The sequence below is a fragment of the Paenibacillus montaniterrae genome (genome assembly GCF_018403185.1).
Taxonomy (GTDB): domain Bacteria; phylum Bacillota; class Bacilli; order Paenibacillales; family Paenibacillaceae; genus Pristimantibacillus; species Pristimantibacillus montaniterrae.
Genome location: NZ_BOSE01000015.1, coordinates 49,630 through 67,001, shown reverse-complemented (window position 1 = coordinate 67,001; position 17,372 = coordinate 49,630). Strand labels below are relative to the sequence as shown.

At 46.4% G+C, this 17,372-nt stretch carries 16 protein-coding genes; 11 read left to right on the top strand and 5 right to left on the bottom strand.

All coding sequences use genetic code 11. The features are described from left to right. On the top strand, positions 1–1,092 hold the full coding sequence (locus tag KJS52_RS25605) for a GerAB/ArcD/ProY family transporter (RefSeq protein ID WP_213520234.1): 1,092 nt from the start codon (positions 1–3) through the stop codon (positions 1,090–1,092). Between the two features lie 8 nt (positions 1,093–1,100). Here the strand turns inward: KJS52_RS25605 and KJS52_RS25600 are convergent, their stop codons facing one another. From KJS52_RS25600 to KJS52_RS25590, 3 genes are read right to left on the bottom strand one after another with little or no spacing between them, the layout of a single operon-like run. Beyond that, the gene (locus tag KJS52_RS25600; protein ID WP_213520232.1) at positions 1,101–1,724 is read right to left on the bottom strand and encodes an ABC-2 transporter permease; all 624 of its coding nucleotides are present in this window, start codon (positions 1,722–1,724) and stop codon (positions 1,101–1,103) included. Next, entirely contained in the window at positions 1,717–2,583 is an 867-nt protein-coding gene (locus tag KJS52_RS25595; RefSeq protein ID WP_213520230.1) for an ABC transporter ATP-binding protein, read from the bottom strand. Before KJS52_RS25595 ends, KJS52_RS25600 begins: the two co-directional genes overlap by 8 nt. Continuing rightward, positions 2,580–2,963: a GntR family transcriptional regulator gene (locus tag KJS52_RS25590; RefSeq protein WP_213520228.1), complete on the bottom strand. Its 384-nt coding sequence runs from the start codon at positions 2,961–2,963 to the stop codon at positions 2,580–2,582. The genes KJS52_RS25595 and KJS52_RS25590 overlap by 4 nt, the downstream gene beginning before the upstream one ends. Positions 2,964–3,130: 167 nt before the next feature. Between KJS52_RS25590 and KJS52_RS25585 the strand changes: the two genes are divergently transcribed. Further along, positions 3,131–3,952 carry an AraC family transcriptional regulator gene (locus KJS52_RS25585; protein ID WP_213520226.1) on the top strand — a complete coding sequence of 274 codons (822 nt, stop codon included), beginning with the start codon at positions 3,131–3,133 and terminating at the stop codon, positions 3,950–3,952. Here KJS52_RS25585 and KJS52_RS25580 read toward each other — a convergent pair. Then, positions 3,949–4,152, bottom strand: a complete 204-nt coding sequence (locus tag KJS52_RS25580; protein ID WP_213520224.1) for a hypothetical protein — start codon at positions 4,150–4,152, stop codon at positions 3,949–3,951. The two genes, KJS52_RS25585 and KJS52_RS25580, sit on opposite strands and share 4 nt — an antisense overlap. A gap of 1 nt (position 4,153) precedes the next feature. Next, positions 4,154–5,320, bottom strand: a complete 1,167-nt coding sequence (locus KJS52_RS25575) for a glycoside hydrolase family 27 protein (RefSeq protein WP_213520222.1) — start codon at positions 5,318–5,320, stop codon at positions 4,154–4,156. Between the two features lie 267 nt (positions 5,321–5,587). On the opposite strand from KJS52_RS25575, the gene KJS52_RS25570 reads away from it, so the two are divergent. The 9 genes from KJS52_RS25570 (at position 5,588) to KJS52_RS25530 (ending at position 17,214) form a co-directional block, all read left to right on the top strand. Continuing rightward, the gene (locus KJS52_RS25570; RefSeq protein ID WP_213520220.1) at positions 5,588–6,850 is read left to right on the top strand and encodes a mechanosensitive ion channel family protein; all 1,263 of its coding nucleotides are present in this window, start codon (positions 5,588–5,590) and stop codon (positions 6,848–6,850) included. Positions 6,851–7,077: 227 nt separating this feature from the next. After that, entirely contained in the window at positions 7,078–7,776 is a 699-nt protein-coding gene (locus tag KJS52_RS25565; protein ID WP_213520218.1) for a GntR family transcriptional regulator, read from the top strand. A gap of 277 nt (positions 7,777–8,053) precedes the next feature. Further along, positions 8,054–9,376, top strand: a complete 1,323-nt coding sequence (locus tag KJS52_RS25560) for an ABC transporter substrate-binding protein (protein ID WP_213520216.1) — start codon at positions 8,054–8,056, stop codon at positions 9,374–9,376. A 65-nt stretch (positions 9,377–9,441) separates the two neighbouring features. Beyond that, positions 9,442–10,338 carry a carbohydrate ABC transporter permease gene (locus KJS52_RS25555; protein WP_213520214.1) on the top strand — a complete coding sequence of 299 codons (897 nt, stop codon included), beginning with the start codon at positions 9,442–9,444 and terminating at the stop codon, positions 10,336–10,338. A gap of 4 nt (positions 10,339–10,342) precedes the next feature. Then, positions 10,343–11,176, top strand: a complete 834-nt coding sequence (locus tag KJS52_RS25550; RefSeq protein WP_213520212.1) for a carbohydrate ABC transporter permease — start codon at positions 10,343–10,345, stop codon at positions 11,174–11,176. A 13-nt stretch (positions 11,177–11,189) separates the two neighbouring features. After that, positions 11,190–14,351: a glycosyl hydrolase family 2 protein gene (locus KJS52_RS25545; protein WP_213520210.1), complete on the top strand. Its 3,162-nt coding sequence runs from the start codon at positions 11,190–11,192 to the stop codon at positions 14,349–14,351. Between the two features lie 27 nt (positions 14,352–14,378). Next, positions 14,379–15,392 carry a zinc-binding alcohol dehydrogenase family protein gene (locus tag KJS52_RS25540; RefSeq protein ID WP_213520208.1) on the top strand — a complete coding sequence of 338 codons (1,014 nt, stop codon included), beginning with the start codon at positions 14,379–14,381 and terminating at the stop codon, positions 15,390–15,392. A gap of 121 nt (positions 15,393–15,513) precedes the next feature. Next, positions 15,514–16,605 (top strand): nitric oxide synthase oxygenase, encoded by a 1,092-nt coding sequence (locus KJS52_RS25535; protein WP_213520206.1) that lies wholly within the window; start codon positions 15,514–15,516, stop codon positions 16,603–16,605. A gap of 228 nt (positions 16,606–16,833) precedes the next feature. After that, positions 16,834–17,214: a hypothetical protein gene (locus KJS52_RS25530; protein WP_213520204.1), complete on the top strand. Its 381-nt coding sequence runs from the start codon at positions 16,834–16,836 to the stop codon at positions 17,212–17,214. The last annotated feature ends 158 nt before the right edge of the window (positions 17,215–17,372 follow it).

Here is a 17,372-nt window from a genome sequence, read left to right as displayed (position 1 = left end):
ATGGAACGTTATCAAATTTCAGGCAGGCAGTTTTTTTTCATTATTTTTGCAGCTGTCGTTTCGCTTATTATTTTCTCTCTCCCTACTCAACTTATTCCGGAAGTGAAGCAGGATTTATGGCTGTCGATGGTGATCGGGGTTCTGATCGACATTTATGTTGCCTACATCCTCTATTGGCTTGGCAGAAAGTATGCCGGACAATCATTGGTCCAATATAGCCGAACTGTTTTGGGGCCGATCGGGAAAGTATTCGGGTTAATATTCGTGCTGTTTTTCTTTCTCGTTATCCTTTCAACGATGTGGCTGTTCTGCAAATTTCTTTCGACCGCGCTGCTGCCAAAGGCACCCGCCATGTTATTTTCGATTACGATGACGCTGGTTGTTAGCTGGGCTGCCTACCTTGGTCTGGAATCGATTGCAAGGATGACTCAAATCATTTCTGTAATCATTTTGATCGCTTCACTTTTGCTTATTTTGTTCTCCATTCAAGAGCTGCGTCTTGACTATTTGCTGCCACAGCTGGAAAACGGAGTTGCGCCCGCAATTAAAGCAGCTAAGTATCCGGCAAGCTGGTTTGGCATCTGCATCGTTATGGGGATGCTGATGCCTCATCTCATTAATCCCAAGCAGGCACTCAAGCTAAAGGTATCAGCTGTATTGCTTGGAGCGCTCGTAATGACGGTAACTTTTTTATGCAGTCTGGCTCTTCTCGGGCCATATTTGGCAAGTCGCATCGATTTTCCTATTTATTATTTCAGCCGAACGCTGCGAGTTACATTTTTTGAGCGGATCGATGTTCTTATGCTGCTTATCTATATTTCAGGAGCATTTATTACATTTTCTGCTCTCTATTTCGCTGCTTCTGAAGGCGCAGCCCAACTGTTCGGATCACGCTCCCATCGTGGGTGGGTGCTGGGCTCCTCCATTATTGTAGTTGCTGTTCCGTTGCTCCCGGCAAGCAATAATGCGTCGTTTGCTGCTTTATATTTTGACAAGCTTTTTCCATTGCTAGGCTTGCTGATTGAAGGCGGCTTTACAACACTAATATTTGCTGTAGCGCTCATCAGGCATTATGTTGAGCGAGGTAAATAGGGTTGCTTTTATATAGCTCTTCTGGCAAACAATTTAGTGGTCAAATAGTAAGAAGCACCGAATAGTGCAAGTGTTGCAACTGGGAACAAAAACGTTAACTGATTCAAAAAGCCGCTCTCGTTGATGTTGTTTATCATGTATGTGGTTGGCTGTGCAAAAATGATGAACGAAACGATAAATAGTGAGTTGATGACGGTAGCCCCTTTTTTGTTTAATGCGTAAAACAACGGCAAATAGATAGAGGCAAGCACAAGTGTGATTTCGATTGAAATGATAATGTCCGCAAGCGAATAGTTCGGCTTGCCTAGCTCCGGAATGATTATATTAGCTAACCAGTGAACAGCGAACGACACGACAATCCAAAACACAGCATAGATGACAGCCGATGCGTATTTGGCAAGAATAATCTGGTTGCGGCGAATCGGCAATGTAATCAAAAACTGATGACTGTTGTTTTTAATATCAATGGCCGTGCCAAGACTTAACGCGGCAAAAGCAGTAATGATGCCGATAAAATAAAGTGAAGTATCAAGCTGTGGCATAAACGTAACACTAAAGATGACAAAGTGCAGGACGCTGATCCATAGCGAGCTCTTTAACGCTATAAAGTCTTTACGAAGCAAATTAAGCATGAATGCGTCCTCCTTTGACAGTAAAATACATAATGTCCTCCAGGGATGGCTTATCCATTACAACGTAGCTGCCAAACAGCTGCTTGGCTGTAAATTTATTATCTACTAAGCCTTCAAAGCCAATCGATGTTTCACGAATACCGACAAATTCCTTGCGAATATCTGCATCAAGCAGCTCTGGACCGCCTTTTACAATGGCATAGCGATTCAACACATCATCCTTGGCTTCATTGAATATAAGCTTGCCGCGATTTAAAAACGCAATATAGTCGGCTATACGATCCAAATCGGTCGTAATATGAGTCGAGAATATAATCGAATTTTTCTCCTCCAGCATCATATCCGCAAGCAGATCAAGCAGCTCTCTTCTAAAGACAGGGTCGAGGCCGGAGGTAGGCTCATCCATAATCAGCAGCTCAGCTTCATGCGACAAAGCAATGGCCAGGGAAAACTTGATCTTCATGCCTTTGGACAGCGCGTTAATTTTTTTCCTGGGCGAAAGCTCGAAATGCTCCAGGTAACGATTGAATTTCGCATCGTTCCACTTCTCATAGAAAGGCGCGATCAGCTTTTTCGTGTCATGTATCGTTAGATGATCGTAGTAGCCGCCTTCATCCGAGACAATGCCGACGCGTTGTTTAATATCGACCTCCTGCTGAGGCATATCGCGGCCTAACACCTTTACAGTTCCGGAATCGGGATAAATCATACCTAGCATTAGCTTGATTAAGGTGCTTTTTCCGGCGCCGTTTGGACCAATAAGCCCTGTTATATAGCCTTGCTTGACGTCCAATGACACTTCATCGATCGTAAAATGAGGGTAAGCTTTCGATATTTTCCGAATTTCTATCGCATTCACGGTGTTTGATCCTCCTCAAACAATAAAGTAATGTACTCGAGCAGCTCCTGCTGACTCATGTTCAGCTCCTTGCTATCTTGAATGATCTCCTGCAACTTTTTCTCCAGCCGCTTCATCCGCTGCTCTCGAATAAAATCTTGATTTGCTCCCGATACGAAGCAGCCCTTGCCGATAACCGTGTCAATTAGCTGCTCTTTCTCCAACTCCTCATAGGCCCGCTTGGTTGTAATAATGCTGACCTGCAAATCCTTGGCCAGCTGTCTAATAGAAGGGAGGCTGTCGCCTTCGCGCAACTCACCGCTCAGGATGCTTTTTCTAATCTGGTTTAAAATTTGTATATAAATCGGTTCACCCGATGAGTTGGAAATAATAATATTCATGCTCCACCTCGAAGTTATATTGGCAACACCAATGTAAATAGTGTATATATACAACATATACACTATTTACGCCTATGTCAATATCTCTGTTAATAAATCGCAGCAGGAAAAGCAGTCATTGATCAAGAAGCATATAGCATCATAGCGAAAGGATATGGAAGCAGCCTATGAAGTCATTACATTCCTATCATTCATATCGCAGCGGGGGCTTGGCTTATTTATTCGGCGGGCATAAGCCGTCTAATTTGCATAAATGGGGACCAGGGGTGCGTGATGTTTACGCATTGCACTATATTGTAAGCGGCAAAGGGAAGCTGGAGACACGCTCTAAAACCTTCTCATTGCAGGCGGGAGAAAGCTTTGTAATTTTTCCGGATGAGGAAGTGTACTATTACCCTGATCCGCACGATCCGTGGGAATATGTTTGGGTTGAGTTTACAGGGGAAGAAGCCGCACAATTGTTGTCGCTGATTGGAATGGTTCCGGATAAGCCTATTGCAGCGCAGGCGCCGGACCATTTACAATCCTCGTTTTATCTTTCCTGGAATGCGGAAGCAAGGTCATTTGAGAAAATGCGTGCCGATGCCAAGCTGCGTCTGCTGCTGTCGTATTATTTAGAGTATTTTGCAGATGAGACAACGGCCGCTCCAACGGATTATGTCTCGCTGGCGAAAAAGTATATTGCGCAGCATTTTTGGAAATCGACGATCACCGTAGCGGAAATTGTTCATGCCGTTAATATTGAACGCAGTTATTTATTTCGCTTGTTTAAGGAGGCGACAGGGATGTCAGTTTCAGGCTATCTTGCCTCTTATAGAATCCAGCGTGCCTGCGAGCTGCTGCGGTCCTCTAATTTGTCTATTAAGTCAGTGGCCTACTCTGTCGGCTATAAGGATCAGCTGTATTTCTCAAAGGCTTTTAAAAAAGCAACATCATATACACCCTCGGAGTATATGATGCTGCATAGGTCAAGTGAGCAGGAACGCTAGCGAAACAGCGAGCATTTTCCTGATTCACGATAATATTGAATGAGCTTGTCGATCGGCTCGCGACCACAGTTCAGCTTGACGCCAAGGCAATCAATGCATAGAAACTGCTGGGCTGTTCTGGAAACGAGCTTTAAATAAATCGCAACATCATCGGCGATAAGCGGGACGCTGCAGGCGGTGCAAATGCGTTTGCTGCTCATATTATTGGACCAGCTTGGCTCGCACAATCAGGCAATCTCGTGCAGGCACAACAGGCGCGAAGCGTTCTCTAAATACACCGAGCTCTTTATGCTCCCAGCAGTCATACAGCGATAATGAAAATCCGGCTGCGTAAGGCAGTCCAAGATCCCAGAACTGCAGCGATAGCTCTCGTTGGCTGTCGCTCAAATTGAAGAAGCCTATTGCCAGGTCGCCATTCGTCAGTACCTTAACGAGCATAAATACATCATCCGAATGAAACCATTGCGGCTCCGGCTTGATGCGGTATGCACCGCGGCCCTCCAAATCCTGATTGATGGCGATAAGCTCCTGATTCAACAAAATTTCCTTCGTCACCTGATTGGCATTGCGCAAATCACAGCCGATCATTAATGGCGAGCCCATAATGCTCCATAGCGAAAAATGAGTTTTGTACTCGTTGTCGCTGCAGCCGCCGATTCTGCCGATAAAGTCGTTGTTGCTGCCGCCATACATGCCGACGACGAGCATGTCCATATCATTATGACAGAAGGAGCCTGTATAGCATTGCTTATCAAGCTGCGAGATGGCCAACTCTTTAATCGAGTCCCAGTTGTCGCGAATGTCTCCGGTAGAGCGATACATATGGGCGCCGGATTCGCGGATCCACTGATACACATTGTCGGCTCCCCAGTTGCAGGCGGAAAACAAAATATCTCTGCCGCAATTTTTCAGAGCAAGGCTCATGCGCTTATAGAGCAGTTCGCCTGAAATATGGCGCGGCTTAAAGCAATAATCGTACTTCAAGTAATCGACGCCCCACTCAGCGAATAGCTTGGCGTCCTGAAATTCATGCTCAAAGCTGCCCGGGTAGCCCGCGCATGTATGCGTGCCAACGCAGGAATACATGCCGAACTTCAAGCCCTTGCTATGAATATAGTCGGCAAGCGCTTTCATCCCGCTTGGAAATTTTTCCGGATCGGCGACCAGATTGCCATCCTTGTCCCGTTCCTTCAGACTCCAGCAATCATCGATTACGATGTATTCGTAGCCTGCATCCTTATAGCCTTCCGTTACAAATAAATCTGCCATGTCACGAATTAATTGCTCATTAATGTCCCAGGTGAAGGTATTCCATGAATTCCATCCCATTGCTGGCCTAAGGCCAAGCTGATTCTCAATGCTGATCATGCTTACATCATCCTCTCTTTAACATGCTTAATCATGGTTTTCATCCTCTATTCAAATTAAACCATGTCCAGATTGATAGAGCCTATAGCTTGACGTTGCTTTAATATGGAGCGTTGTTGTTAACGAAGCGGAAACGCAGCGTCAGATATGATAGAATGGAATAGGCTTTCTCGAGACAGGCAGCTTGGACGGTGAATATGAGTTCATCCAGGAGCAGACAATGAATAGCATCAGCTCATTAGTTCACAGTTACAGAAGGAGGAGTATATGAAAACAATAACGGGTTGGCTAGAAAATTTAGGAGTGGAAACAGGGCTTGCAAGCATTTTGGCCACGATCATTTTAATGATTGTGATCGCGCTTATATGCGTGGCAGCCAACTTTATTACGAAGAAGGTCGTATTACGGCTTATAACCTATTTCGTTAAAAATAATAAGTTCAAGTGGGACGATTATTTGCTGGAACGCAAAGTGTTTCACAAGCTATCACATATTGTACCCGCCATTATCATTTATTTTTCATCGCTTTTGTTCCCAAGCCTTGCCTTCTTTATCGTGAAGGCCGTTAATGTGTACGTCATCGTCATTGTGCTGCTTGTGCTTAACGCTTTTCTTAATGCGGTGAACGATATTTATTTAACCTTTGAAATTTCAAAGTCTCGACCGCTAAGAGGCTATATTCAAGTTGCTAAAATCTTAATCTTTTTCGTCGGCGGTATTTTGCTCATTTCCAGCATGTTTGGCGTTAGTCCGCTCATTTTGCTTAGTGGTCTCGGAGCGTTGTCCGCTGTTACGATGCTTGTATTTAAGGATTCAATTTTAGGCCTGGTGGCGGGGATTCAACTGTCCTCCAACGATATGGTGCGCGTAGGCGACTGGATTGAAATGCCGAAATACGGGGCCGATGGCGATATCATCGATATTTCGCTAAATACGGTGAAGGTGCAAAATTGGGATAAGACGATTACGACGATTCCTACATACGCCTTGATCTCGGATTCCTTCAAAAACTGGCGCGGCATGCAAAGTGCAGGCGGGCGCCGTATTAAGCGCTCAGTTCGCGTCGACACAACCAGTGTAACAATATGCAGCCCGGAAATGATCGAGAAGTTCAAAAAAATCCATTATCTCAAGGATTATATTGAGCAGAAAGAAAAGGAAATCGAGCAGCATAATCAAGAGCTGAACGTGGACAAATCGGTTAAGGTGAACGGCAGAGCACTTACCAATATTGGCGTGTTTAGAGCTTATATTCAGCGCTATTTGGAGGGGCATCCGAAGATTCATAAGGGCATGACCTGTATGGTTAGACAGCTGCAGGCTGAAGAGACCGGCTTGCCAATGGAAATTTACGCATTCACTAACGATACAGCTTGGGCAGTATATGAGGGCGTACAGTCCGATATCTTCGATCATATATTAGCAGTGGCGCCTGAGTTTGGCTTGCGGATATTCCAAAATCCTACAGGCCATGATCTAAAAAGCGGCTTGCAGGCGGAGCGCAGCGGTGCAGAGCTGGCAGAAGGCTAGCGTAGAGCAGAGCTAGTTTAGTGCTAAACGGCTTAGAGAGACGAAGTTAACCGAATTTATGCTAGTGCTAGATTTTTAAGGGGGTCCAGATGGTCAGGAAGCTGATCGTCTGGACCCCCTATTCTTGTTTTCGTTTAATCACATTAATTTTCTCCAGCAATGAAAAAGCTGGTTGTATTTTCGAACTTGTTATGCTAGTATACAAGTTGTAGACGGGAGGTCATATCGTGGAAGCGAGTCAGTTGCTGCTTGATGAAAAGAAAAAATCCGAATCGATCAAGGACTATTTGTATCGGGTCATTCGCAAAAACATCATTTACAACCGCTTACATCCAGGCGATGCAGTTAGCGAAAATGTATTGGCATCCGTATTCCAGGTCAGCCGTACGCCCATTCGCGAAGCGATCAACAAGCTTGTCGTAGATGAATTGCTGGAGGTATATCCGCAGCGCGGTACGAATGTTTCGTATATTGATATGCGGCGCGTGCGCGAGGCCGTTTTTATGCGGGAAACATTGGAGATGGGAGCAATCAAGCTGGCTTGCGAGACATTTGGAGAAGAGCAGATATTCCGCTTGGAATCCAATCTCAACCAGCAAATTTTTTGCTATGAACGAGACAAGCTGATGGAGGTTATGGAGCTGGACAATCAGCTTCATCAAATTATATTTGAAGAATGCCAGCTGCTGCGTGTTTGGCAGGCGATGCAGGGAATAGGCTCTGATCAATACCGCATCCGCTATCTTAAGCTGTATAATCGTCTGAGATGGGAAGAGACGATAGAGGAGCATAAAACAATTATTGCTAATATTAAGGACAAAAATGTTTCAAAAGCTGTTGCGGACATTCAGTCGCATATTAATAAGCTGTATGATGATGCGCGCATTATTCAACAGCAAATGCCGGAATATTTCCTGCACGCCTAAAGCATAGTTTGGCTAGTGCGGGCATGCTGCAACCATGCCCGAATTTGCTCCAAATTTACGCAAGGCATGCTGATCAATTGTTAAGCGCTTACTTCTCGCGGAACTTGTATGCAAGTATGACAAGAATACAAATAATGTCTCTAATCAGCAAATGTGGAAGCAAGGAATGGATAGACCCTATGAAGGGAGGTGAGAATAGTTGTAGTGATACAAGAGCGATAGAGTGAATGTAAAGGGGAACTAACGTACAGACAACAATACAGAAGGGGAAGATGACATGAACAGAAAGCTTCTTATGATGTTGACAGCTGTAGTACTTATGATTGTTTTGGCAGGTTGTGGAGCGAACGATAAGAACGGAAATAACAGCAGCGAAGCTGGGACAGGCGATGAGAACGTCACTTTGCGTGTTCTATCTACCAATCCGCTAGTAAGTGAAGAATCGATGCAGCTTTTTATGGATCAAAATCCTAACATTAAAGTTACGTATGAATATGTGCCAAGCTCTGATTATTCCGCTAAATTTGCAGCGTTGGCCGCTTCTAATGCGATTCCGGATGTCATTTGGACACAGGCTGGCTACTATACCGATCAAATCAAGCAAAATTTGCTGCTGGATTTGTCAGAAGAGCTGAATGGTCAAAACTATGAGGGAGATGCGGTATGGAGTGAAACCTTCGTTCCAGCTCTACTCGAAAACTCGCGCGGAACGGTAAAAAAAGCACTGGGAGAACGAGATTCCTATGATTACGGCGTTCCATTTACAATGACCACGATTGCCGTGCTGTACGATAAAAGCGTTTACGAGCAGCTTGGCTTGGAGGAGCCAACAAGCTGGGAGCAATTTATGAGCAATAACGAGGCGCTGAAGGCAGCGGGCTATACTCCGCTCTCGATGCACAACAACTGGATTGACTGGTATCCGCGTCTGTTCTGGGATCAGTACTGCCGAGCTGATTTGGAAAGCAATCCAAATGCATTTGACGAAGGCGCGATGACCTTCTCCAGTGAATGCGTCCAGCAAGGTCTAACATCCTTTAAAGAGCTGTGGGATAAAGGGTATCTTCCTGAAAACGGCATTACAGCCGATCTGGAAACGATGCAGCAAATGTTTGTTCAAGGCAAGCTGGCACAGTTTTTAATTGCACCTGACAAGCTTGAATACATTATGAACAATGCGCCAGACAATATGTCTCTGGCTACGTATGCGCTGCCAGGCATTGCCGGCATTCCTAGCCGTTCCTTGGGCGGATCGAGCAATGTATTCGCTGTAAGCGCTTCAAGCGAGCATCCGGAGGAAGCAGTGCAGCTGCTTAAATTCCTTACATCAAAAACACATTTTACAGGCATAGAGGCTTTGAAATATTCAAACTCTGGACTAGTCAATTTGGAGGTAGAGCCTGAGCTGGCACAATTTTTGGCAGGCTTTACGAATGCAGCAGCAGGCGGATTCAGCCCGGATATTCTAGTACCAACCAATATTACTACTGAAATAAACACAGCATTTAAAACCGATTTACTGCCGCGCTATTTGATGGGCAGAATTGATGCCAATGAGCTCGGCGAGCAGTTGCAGGCCATGTACGAGCAAGCTAAATAGGGAAGTCAAGGCTGGCAGTTCTATTGCTAGAGCTGCCAGCTGTTTGAACGGAGGAGATTACGACTATGCAATCAACTGCCAAAAAATTTTGGATTGATATAAAGCAAAGCATACCGGCTTATTTGTTGATTTTGCCGACAATCGCCGTGTTCGTCATATTTTTATACACCCCTTTTATAAATGCGATCCGCATTAGTATGTACAAGTACAACGGGATCGGAGAGCTGACAGACTATGTCGGGCTGGACAATTACTTAATTGTTTTGAAGGATCCCAAATTTTACGAGGCGTTTTTCAACACCTTCAAGCTAATTGGTGCTGACGCCATTTTATCGATTAGCATCGGCTTCTTTCTGGCGTATGTGCTGTATAGAGGCATTCCACTGAAGCGTTTTTTCAGCACGTCGCTATTTATTCCATACCTGATCTCTATGGTCGTAATCGGCAGCATTTGGCGCATCATTTATGATCCTACGATAGGGCCGATCAATCAGCTTCTGCAGCTGATTGGACTAGGCGAATGGGCGCAGCCTTGGCTGTCGCAATACGAAACCTCACTGCCAGCTATTATTTTGACCTGGATATGGCATACGATCCCATTTAATATGCTGATCATTTATGCCAACGTGATGACGATGCCAAGCGACTTTATTGAGGCGGCCGAAATGGATGGTGCTACCTCGTGGCAGAAGCTTCGCTATATTATTGTTCCGTACCTGCTGCCTACGCTGCTGGTATTGCTGCTGCTAACGGTCACGACTGATCTGCGCGCCTTCGATATGGTGTGGGTAATGACGCAAGGTGGACCAGGCGGAGCGTCCGAGGTTATAACCTCCTATGTATACCGCAAGGCATTTTCTTCCCAAAACTTTGGCGTGGCAACTGCCGCATCTATTATTATGATGCTCATTATGCTGAGCATTACATTAACATCCCAGTTCTTAAACAGAAAGAAGGCGTAGCGACATGGCGAAAAGGAAAAAGATTACGAATGCGATCATTTTTGTAGTGCTCTTATGCTATGCTTGTCTGTCGCTCTATCCGCTTATTTGGGTTATTTTACAGTCATTCAAGACGGAAACTCAGTTTTTGCAAAGCATTTGGTCACTGCCAACCAGCCTGCGGCTGGACAACTATTTGGTTGCTTTTGATAAAGGAAATCTATCGGTCTATTTTTTGAATACAGTGCGCAATACAGCCGCAACACTCATCGTTGATCTGGTGTTCATTACGCTGGCCGGCTTTGCCTTTGCCAAAATGAAAATGAAGTTTAAAACCTTTTTCTTCTATTTTATTTTAGTGAACCTGCTTATTCCGACGCCAATCATTTTATTGCCGATGTATTTGCTTATTTTGGATCTGGGCATTCAAAATACGCTGGCGGCGATTGTCTTTCCGTATTTCCAAGGCTTTGCGCCGCTTGGCTTGATTCTCATTACGAACTACTTGAATAGCGTTCCTAATGAGCTGATAGAATCAGCAAGAATCGACGGCTGCAATCTGTTCCAAATTCTCTATAAAATTGTTGTGCCGATTGCGATGCCGATTCTAAGCACCTTGGCCGTGCTTGGCGGAATGAGCGCATGGAATGAATTTATGTGGGCTTTAATTTCAATTAGTGATATATCGCAGTATACGCTGTCTGTCGGCATCTCCATCATGCGCGACAAAACGTCAATACTGGGCTATACGCCGGTATTCGCCGCTTTGTCGGTCAGCGCAATCGTATTTGTCGTCATCTATTTATTTGCACAAAAAACATTTGTCAAATCTATTACTGCAGGCGCGGTAAAAGGATAGGGAGCGTGTTGTCATGTTGTATTCTGCTAAAGCGTTTGATCCGCAATTATTCAAGCAGCCGACCAGCGCTTATCGCGGGGCGCCTTTCTGGGCCTGGAACACCAAGCTGAGCAAGGAGCTGCTGCTGGAGCAGCTTGAGCAGTTTCCTGCAATGGGCATGGGCGGCTTTCACATCCATGCGCGAGTCGGCCTTGATACGCCGTATTTGGGCGATGAATTTATGGAAATGGTCAAGCTATGCGCCGATGAAGCCGAACGTCAGCAGCTGCTATGCTGGCTTTATGACGAGGATCGCTGGCCTTCAGGCTATGGCGGAGGCATCGTTACGAAGGATGAGGCGTATCGCAGCCGTTATTTGGTTATCACGCCGTTTAAAGCCGACCCGAATTCGGGCAAAACGCCGAGCTTTGATTCCTGTGCAGCAGTTGTATCGCATGGGCGCGGTCAACTGCTGGCAGCTTTCCGCATTGTGCTGGATGAGCAAAATCTGTTAAAGCACTATGTGATGTGTGAGCATGATGCGCAGGCAGCCGAAGGAGAGACGATCTGGTACGTTTATCTCGAAGTTGCAGGAGATAGTCCCTGGTTTAACAACGAGGCTTACGTCGATACATTGAATCCGGCAGCGGTCCGCAAATTTATTGAGGTTACGCATGAACGGTACGCTGAAGCGGTTGGCGAGCATTTTGGCGCTACAATTCCAGCTATGTTTACTGATGAGCCGCAGTTTCCCCATAAGCAATTTTTAGGCTATGCTCGCTCGCAAAGCGAAATTATACTGCCTTTTACAGATGATTTTGAGCAAACCTACCGCGAGCGCTACGGCAGCAGTCTGCTGGAGCATTTGCCAGAGCTGCTATGGGAAGGACGTACTATTTCGGTTGCACGCTACCGTTATCACCAGCATTTGGCTGAACGCTTTGCCGAGGCGTTTGCCGATCAGATAGGCCGCTGGTGCGAAGAGCACGGGCTAATGCTGGCAGGACATATGATGGAGGAGCCAACGCTGCATTCGCAAACTCGCGCCTTGGGTGAAGTGATGCGCAGCTTGAGCAGCTTCGGCTTGCCGGGCATCGATATGCTGTGTGATCAACGAGAATACACCACAGCCAAGCAGGCGCAAAGTGTCGTGCATCAATATAATCGCCCCGGTGTGCTAAGTGAGCTGTACGGCGTAACCAACTGGGATTTTGATTTTCGCGGACATAAGCTGCAGGGAGATTGGATGGCGGCGCTAGGCGTAACTGTACGCGTCCATCATTTAACGTGGTTAAGCATGGGCGGAGAAGCCAAGCGTGACTACCCTGCTTCGATCGGCTTGCAGTCGCCGTGGTATAAGGAATATCCGTTGATCGAGGATCATTTTGCGCGCTTGAATACAGTGCTGACACTTGGCAAGCCACTCGTGCGGATTGGCGTTATTCATCCAGTGGAATCGTACTGGCTTTATTTCGGACCTAACGATCAGACCAGTCTAATTCGGGAGCAGCTGGAAGCCCAGTTTAGTCAAGTTACGGACTGGCTGCTTTTTGGCCTGCAGGACTTCGATTATATATCTGAAGCTTTAATCCCTGCACAGCAGCAGGGCACACAGCTTGGTCATATGAGCTATGACGTAATTGTTGTGCCCGGCTGTCATACGTTGCGTCAGAGCACTCTCGATTTTCTCGCGAAATTTGCAGCGGCGGGCAAGCAAGTTGTTATGCTGGGCGAGCTGCCTCGCTTTATCGATGCCAAGCCGTGGTTTCAGATTGAGCAGTGGGACCCGTTTACGGTCATTCCATTTACGAAGCAGGCGCTGCTTGAAGCATTGGAGCCGTATCGTCTTGTTGATATGCATTATGACGGCCCTAAATTTCTTAAAAAGCCAAGGCATAAAAAGAATTGGGACGGCGAGCGCACGCAGAAGTTTCTATATCAAATGCGAGAGGAAGGAAGCAGTCGCTGGTTGTTTATCGCCAATGGCCGGGCCGAGCAGAACAAGGATGTAATAGAGCCTGATGATGTCACCATTACAGTAGCGGGAAGCTGGCAAGCTGAGCTTATGGATACGTTCACCGGAGAAATTCATCAGCTGGCAGCCCGGCATGGTCAAGGCACGACCAGCATCTATCATCGTTTTTACAATCATGATAGTTTGCTGCTGCACCTGGTCCCAGCTGAAAAGGCGCAAAATGTCCAAGCCTTACCGCCGTTGAAGGCGGAGCGAGGCTCAAAGGCGAGCTGGGAGCGGCATTTGCACGATGCTGAGGTATGCGTTAAGCGAGAGGAGGACAATGTGCTGCTGCTTGATCTCGCAGAGTACAAGCTCGATGATGAGCCGTGGCAGGAGCGGGAAGAAATATTGCGGATCGACAATATTTGCCGAGCAAAGCTTGGCTATCCGCCTCGCCGAGCAGCGCTGGCTCAGCCGTGGGTGGAGCAGAACGAGCAGCAGGAAAGCGAGCACATTTTGCTGCTGCGCTTTACCTTTAGCGCGGAGACGAGCTTTAAGGGCACTCGACTGGCGCTGGAGCATGGCACTGAAATTGACATATGCCTCAACGGGCAATGGCTGCACAAGCAGGAAGCGGGCAGCTATGTAGATAGTTGTCTAACCGCCTATCTGCTGCCAACGCTGCAACAAGGCAGCAACGAATTGCTGCTACGTCTGCCTTATTCAAGAAGGCTGAATGTAGAAGCAGCGTTTCTGCTTGGCGACTTTGATGTAGCCATTCACGGCTCGCGCTGCAGCCTGAAATTGCCGACTGATCAGATTAGCTTCAGCTCACTAACCAGCCTGGGCATGCCGTTTTATGGCGGAAATGCAGTATACAGCACCAAGCTGGCATTAGAGCCGGGGCAGTATGAGCTGCAGGTTTCTAAATACCGCGCGCCGCTGCTCGATGTTGCAATTAATGGCCAGCAGGCAGGCCAAATCGCATTTGCGCCTTACAGCGTCACCTTTACTGTGGCGGAGACGGACGGTGATACACTGATCGAGATAAGAAGCTACGGAAGCAGAGTCAACACGTTTGGAGCTGTTCATAATTGCGATGAGCAAGAGGTATATTTTGACCCTAATGCATGGCGGACTGAACGTGACGAATGGTCCTATGAGTATCAGCTCAAGCAGACAGGCATCCTGAAGGCGCCTGTCATGCGGAAATTAACCGATGAAGCATACAAGAGTTAAATCATATAGAAAGAAGGACGTCAGCTTATGCGAGGCATTCATTTAGAAAAACCATACGATGTCAAATTAATAGAAAAGGATATGCCTGTTCCGAAAGAAGGAGAGGCGCTAATTAAGGTGAAGTCGGCCGGTATTTGCGGCTCGGATATCGCAGCCTTTCGCGGCAGCAATCCTTTGGTCAGCTACCCGCGCATGCTTGGTCACGAGATTGCAGGAGAGGTAATCTCGATTCCTGCCAATCCAAGCGGCATTAAGCCTGGCGATAAAGTCGTCGTAGATCCTTACTTGTACTGTGGCCAATGCTATCCTTGCAGCCAGAATCGGACAAATTGCTGTGAGCAGCTGCAGGTGCTGGGCGTTCATGTGGATGGAGGCATGGTCGACTATCTATGTCATCCTGCCAATATGCTCGTTAAAATTCCCGATGAATTGCCATGGGACATCGCCTGTATGGCGGAGCCGCTCACCATTGCATTGCATGGTCTGCATCGTGCCCATGTGCAGGCAGGCGAGCATGTCGCAATTATTGGAGCCGGCACAATTGGCATGCTAACTGCACAAGCAGCGCTTTATTATGGTGCGATCCCGATTTTAATCGATATCGTGCAAGGGCGGCTGGACAAAGCTCAATCGATGGGCATGCCTCATACGATTAATCCTCAGCAGGAGGATGTGGAGCGTGCGATTGTCGCTTTAACGAAGGGCAGACGCTGCGAGGCGGTAATCGAAGCCTCGGGGGCCAATGCTTCTGTAAGGCTAACGCTGGACGTAGCCTCGCATGCGGGCCGCGTCGTATTTACAGGCTGGCCCAAGCAGGAGACTTCACTGCCTACAGATATGATAACCCGCAAGGAGCTTGATGTTTTCGGCTCCCGGACAAGCGTTGGCGAATTTGAAGAGGCGATTCAGCTTATTTCTCGTGGAGATGTGGACGTGCGACTGCTGTTGACGGAGCTTATCAGTATGGAGCAGGCTGCCGCGGCAATTGAGCAGATCGAGCGAAATCCTGCGAATTATTTGAAGGTCAATGTCTTGCTGTAATTATAAGGCACTTGCTAGCGGCAGCCTTCCGGCATTAATCAAGATTGTTCAAAAATCCTTCATTTGGCTTCTTTTGTAGAGCAAAGCTATAATGTAGACACTACAACCTAAGGAGAAGCCAATGACGGAACAGGAATTGTGGCATGCCGCTGAGCAATTTGTGCGGACCTGCTATGTAGAGTTGAACAAGAGCGAGGCAGAGCTTGACGCCAGACTGCTGGACATAAAGACTTCTATTACAGCTACAGGAACGTATCAGCATACAAGCGAGGAGTTGGCGCACGGTGCACGGATGGCGTGGCGCAACAGCAATCGCTGCATCGGACGGTTGTTTTGGGAGACGCTGCATGTAATAGACAAGCGAAGCATTATTGACGAACAGGAAATAGCGAATGCGCTTATTGAGCACATCCGCTATGCTACGAACGGTGGCAGAATACGCCCAACGATTACGATCTTTAAGCCGCAGCAGGAGAAAGCTTCAGTTCGAATTTGGAATCATCAGTTGCTGCGTTATGCTGGATACGAAAAGGACGGAGCAGTTGTCGGAGATCCAGCTTCGCTGCAGTTTACAAGCATATGTCAACGCCTCGGCTGGAAAGGCAAAGGAACGGCCTACGATATGTTGCCGCTTGTTGTATCTGTAAATGATCGGCCTCCAGCATGGTTCGAGCTGCCTCAGGAAGTGATTATGGAGGTGCCGATCCGTCATGACAAATATCCGGGCATTAATGATTTAGCGCTGCAATGGTATGCGGTGCCGATTATTGCGGATATGAAGCTGGAAATTGGCGGCTTGTCCTACACAGCAGCTCCATTTAACGGTTGGTACATGGGGACTGAGATCGGAGCTCGCAATTTAGCCGATGAGCAGCGCTATAATATGCTGCCTAAAGTTGCCGAAGCGATGGGACTGGCAACGGATCATGCCTCAAGCTTGTGGAAGGATCGCGCTTTGGTAGAACTGAATGCCGCGGTTTTGGAATCGTTCAAGCGCCAAGGAGTGAGCATTGTCGATCACCATACGGCGGCATTGCAATTCCAGCGCTTTGAGGAAAAGGAGCAGGCAGCGGGGCGAGATGTAACAGGGCGCTGGTCCTGGCTCATACCGCCACTCTCACCAGCAGCCACACATATTTTTCACAGCTCGTATGAGGACAAGCAGCTTTTGCCTAACTATATCGTTCAGGATAAGCCGTACGAGATAGAATAATTGAGTTAAAGAATCTGTGTAGCGTTAATCAATAGCGATGCACAGATTCTTTAGCATTTAGTTCTTTTGCCAAAAAGTAATTAATATTGTTAGAACTCTCTACTCACATAATTTGAATTAAATGCAATATTGGGAATGAATGCATGATGTGTTAAAATTAATTAGTCAAAATATCTTTAGCAGCCATTTTTTATCCCAATGATTCTTAACTTCGAAGGGAGATTGTAAATGAAAAAAAACCTGCTCTTTCTAACATTAACTGCACTAATGTTATTTACTATTGCTTGTTCTAAAGCAAGTAAAGAAGACACATTGGAAACACTTTTATCTTCTTCAACCGAGACGTACCGCATTAATTTTTTCTATGATGTGTACGATAAAGATTATTCTAATGATCTAACGAGTTATTGGAATTCAGACGAAAAACTACTTGACCACATTGAGATCCAAGTTTACAACGTAAAGCGAGAAGATAAAAAGGAAGTTGCTGATATTATGGAAATCCACGAATATCCCTACTATCTTGTTACAGACAATAAATCCATTGTATTATCAACTCGAAATTTCCAAGACGTTGAAAAATACTTCCAATCAATATTTAGGAATTAAATGATATTTTTCTCGGAAATACAAGCTGTACAGCTTATCCGATGTCCACGCCGTCTCCTCACTCCTTTCATCTTAATATCTCACGAGATTGGATTATGTTACAAGCCATATAGCGACAAACTTAACTATGGAAATGATTCACTAGCATCCTTTTTTGT